Origin of the sequence: Pseudomonas sp. MD195_PC81_125, from assembly GCF_014060985.1 — a bacterium.
GTDB lineage: Bacteria > Pseudomonadota > Gammaproteobacteria > Pseudomonadales > Pseudomonadaceae > Aquipseudomonas > Aquipseudomonas parakoreensis.
In genome coordinates this window covers 1-4,095 of the sequence record NZ_JABULD010000720.1, presented here as the reverse complement: position 1 = coordinate 4,095, position 4,095 = coordinate 1, and the positions used below count along the sequence as shown (strand labels likewise).

Sequence of the window (4,095 nt, the reverse complement as noted above, 5' to 3'; positions counted from 1 at the left end):
CCCGCCGATGAGGGCGGGCGGCAGTTCAACAGTCTTACTGTGCAGCCGGAGCCGCTTTCATTTTTTTCAGCGATTTTGGCGTCCACCGCCTGACGGATCTGGTCGATGCTGAAACTCGCCGGCCGTTGGCTTGGTGGGTAATCGACGAAGGTTTGCAGGAACTCTGCCGACTTCATCACTGCCACTTCGGTCAGGTAAACGTTCTTGGTGGTCCAGTCATAGTATTGATCGGAAACCACGTCGGCGCGCTCATACGGGTCCATGCGCAAGTTGAAGATTTTCGGTACCCGCAGGCACACGAAAGGCTCGCTCCAGACTTTGAAACCACCGGGGGCACGTTGTTCGCAGAACACCGCTTTCCAGTTGTCGTAACGCATTGACACCAGCACGCCGTCGTCGTTGAAGTAGTAGAACTCACGGCGCTCACTCTTCGGTGCCTGGCCCGTCAGGTAAGGCAGTTGGTTGTAACCGTCCAGGTGCACTTTGAAGCTGGTGCCACCGGAAGTGGGTGCCCAGCCTTTGAGCAGTTTGTTTTTCACATCGGCTTCGCCCGCAGCGGCGAGCAGCGTAGGGAACCAGTCCATGCCCGAGAACAGTTCGTTGGACACTTCACCCGGTTTGATCTTGCCGGGCCAGCGGACCATAGCCGGTACGCGATAGGCACCTTCCCAGTTGGAGTTCTTCTCGTTACGGAACGGCGTGGTCGCCGCGTCCGGCCAGGAGAACTGGTTCGGGCCGTTATCGGTGGTGTAGACAACGATGGTGTTGTCGGCAATTTTCAGGTCGTCGAGAGTTTTCAGCAGTTTACCGACGTCGCCGTCATGCTCGATCATGCCGTCGGCATATTCGTTACCGGCCATGCCACTCTGGCCTTTCATCGAATCACGCACGTGAGTGAACAAGTGCATGCGGGTGGTGTTCATCCAGACGAAGAACGGTTTGTCCGCCTTCGCCTGTTTTTCGATGAACGCCTGGGCCGCGGCGGTGGTTTCGTCGTCGATGGTTTCCATCCGCTTGGTGGTCAGGGCACCGGTGTCTTCAATCTTGCCGTCGGCGAAGCTGTGGATCACCCCACGCGGCGTGAAGGCCTTGGTGAATTCGGGATTGTCCTTGGGCCAGTTCGGACGCTCAGGTTCTTCTTCGGCGTTGAGGTGATACAGGTTGCCGAAAAACTCGTCGAAGCCATGGTTGGTCGGCAGGTATTCATCGCGGTCGCCGAGGTGGTTCTTACCGAACTGACCAGTGGCGTAGCCCTGGGACTTGAGGGCCTGGGCAATGGTGATGTCACGCTTTTGCAGGCCGACGGTTGCACCTGGCAAGCCGACCTTCGACAGGCCGGTTCGCAGCGGCGTCTGCCCTGTGATGAACGACGATCGCCCAGCTGTGCAGCTGTTCTCGGCATAGTAGTCGGTGAACATCATGCCTTCTTTGGCAATCCGGTCGATGTTCGGGGTCTTGTAGCCGACCACGCCCATGGAATAGGCGCTGATATTGGTCTGGCCGATGTCATCGCCAAAGATCACCAGAATGTTGGGTTTTTCAGCCGCTGTGGCGGTCGCCGACAGCGCCATCACCGAGGTTGCCACCAGGGCAAGTTTCGGCAGCCATTTGCGTATGCGAGTCATCTGACTTGCTCCTTTTCGGGGGTCGTTTATTGCGACTTACGTTTCCTGCAGTCCTGCATCACGCTTTTCTTATTGCACCTGCTCGTTTGCCGGTGGATCAAACGGGTAGATCCGGCGCCATTCGGTCGCCATGTCGACCACGGTCCAGCCACGGGAATTTGCTTCGTCGAGGGCTTTGTCGAGCCGCCCGATATCGGATTTTCGGTCATAGGCCCACTCGCGTCTGGCGTCGGTGTGATGCACCAGCCCCATGAAGCGTTTGCCGGGGCCAGCGGCGGTCCACTGCAGCATTTGCAGGTCGCCGTCGGAATTGCCGAACGCGAGAATCGGCCGTTTGCCGATCACCGCATCAATGCTCTCCGGTTTGCCCGGGCCGTCGTCGTTGTGTGCCAGTTTTCGGGTGCGCAGGATCGAGGCCTGGCCGTCCTTGAACTGGAATGCGGTGACGAACGTGGTGCCGATCACCTGTTCCGGCGGGATGCCATAGACCTTCTCGGCGAAGGCGCGCATGAACCCTGTGTCGCCGCCGGAAACAATGTAGGTCTTGAAGTCCTGGCTGCGCAGGTAGTCGAGCATTTCCAGCATCGGCTGGAAGATCATTTCGGTGTAGGGCTTGCCGGTCTTCGGATGCCGCGCCTGGCTCAGCCAGGTCTTGGCGTAATCGTCGAAAGCCTCGGTGGTCATGCCGGTGTGGGTGGCGGCGAAGATCTTGAGGATGCCGTCCATGCCAGCGGCGGCGAGTGCCTTGTGGTCATTTTCCAGCACCGCTTTGAATGGCTGAGTGGTTTTCCATTCCGGATGCTGTGACGCATTGCGCTTGACCTCGTCGAGGGCGAACAGCAACTCGAAATACATCGGCTGCTCGCTCCACAGGGTGCCGTCGTTGTCGAACACCGCGATACGCTCGGCGGGTTTGACGAAGTCCTTGCTGCTCTGGTCGGTAACCGCTTGCACGAACGCAATGATGTTGTTTTTCGCAGGTCCGTCATTCCATGACGGCAAAGGTTCGCTGGCCTGGGCCAGCAATGGCAATACCAGCGCAAACAACAATGCCAGGCTGAAACGTTGACGCTGCGGCGGCGGGGTGGTCATGGGAATTCCCTTTCCTGAACAGGGTTGAGTGGGCGCAGGGCCGACGCTGGTTTGTGCGGCTGTTGTTCGACCTGACTGTGAAGCGTAGTCAACGATTGGCGCAGTTGAACAAGTGTTTGTTCGGTCTGCGGATCACGCCCGTAAAGTCCGCGCAACAGGCCCTGCAAGCGCGGGCCGGCATTCACCAGTCGCAGCCCGAGGCGACGGCGGCGCAGCCACACATACACCGCGCTTAATTGCGCCGGCCGAGTCAACAATTGCGGCGTGATCTGCTGCCAGGCGAAGTCCGCCGATTGCTCCCGGGCCAATTGCCGCGCGTGCTTGCGTGCCAGCCATTGGCGCCGGGCGCGCAGCACAACAGGGTGCAGCCAATAACCAGCACCGACGAAGACACTGAGGAGCGCCAGCCACAGCAGCCAGCGTGCGGAGACGTGCACATTGTCGCGGCCAAGCTGCCTGAGATCATCGGTGATCGAAAACACCGGTTTGTAGGCGCTGTTGGCTGCGGCTTCGAAGGTCACGGCGGGCACTTGCGCAATGCGGCTCTGCTGCGTTTTGACGTCCCACCATTTCACCGCGATGTCCGGCAGGGTGTAGGCGCCAGCCTTGTCGATGCGGTAGGTGACAGCGTCGATCCGCTGACCACCGAGCACGTTGCCGCGGCCATCATCCAGACGGCTGACTTGTGGGGTCTGCGGATAACGACTCAGACCGGCTACCTCACCCAGTGGCGGAATCGGCAGCGCCATCGCCAGTGCGTCATCGGCCTGCAGGGTCAGTTGGCGGGTCACGCTGTCGCCGGTTTTCAACGGGGTTGCCGAGTTGATCAGGCTTTGGTTCAGGCGCACATCGCTGGCCACCAACGGCGTTTCTCCGGGTTGAAAGCCTGGCGGCTGGGCGGCACTGAAGTGCAAGGGTTGGCTGTGTGCATTGATTGCATTGCTGGCCTGACCCGGTGTCGCAGAGACCGTCAACGGCGGGATGTCGAAGCGGCGGGCGACATTCGGGGTGATCAGGTAGCTGTAGCGCAAGCCGCTGAAGGATTGTCCGTCGATCGTCTGATTCAGGTGCTGGGCGCGGCCATCGGGCGGCGTCACCAGGGCGCCGTCGAGTTTCAGTTCGGGCAGAGTCGCGGCGCTGGGTGAACCAGGTGTCGGTGAGCACGTCGACTTGCAGCTCCACCAGACCGCCGACCATGGCGCCCTTCGGCGGGTTGCAGGTGGGCGTGGATTTTCAGTTGGGGTTCGGCGGCAGAGGCATTCAGGCTGAGCAAGCTGGTTATGAGCAAGGTGCAGATTTTTTTGCCGGCAGATCTGGCCTCATCGCTGGCAAGCCAGCTCCCACAGGGGGTGTCTGTGTTATCGCCAATCGAGTTAAC

Annotated in this window: 2 protein-coding genes and 1 pseudogene; all 3 read right to left on the bottom strand. The window is 60.0% G+C overall.

Annotated elements, in window-relative coordinates; all coding sequences use genetic code 11:
- Positions 1-1,625, bottom strand: a 1,625-nt coding sequence (locus tag HT737_RS28470; RefSeq protein ID WP_306287297.1) for an arylsulfatase, incomplete at its 3' end; no start/stop codon positions are given.
- A gap of 69 nt (positions 1,626-1,694) precedes the next feature.
- The gene (locus HT737_RS28465) at positions 1,695-2,717 is read right to left on the bottom strand and encodes an HAD family phosphatase (protein WP_182404486.1); all 1,023 of its coding nucleotides are present in this window, start codon (positions 2,715-2,717) and stop codon (positions 1,695-1,697) included.
- A pseudogene (locus tag HT737_RS28460) lies at positions 2,714-4,086 on the bottom strand (hypothetical protein). The gene HT737_RS28465 and the pseudogene HT737_RS28460 overlap by 4 nt, the downstream one beginning before the upstream one ends.
- Between the last annotated feature and the right edge of the window lie 9 nt (positions 4,087-4,095).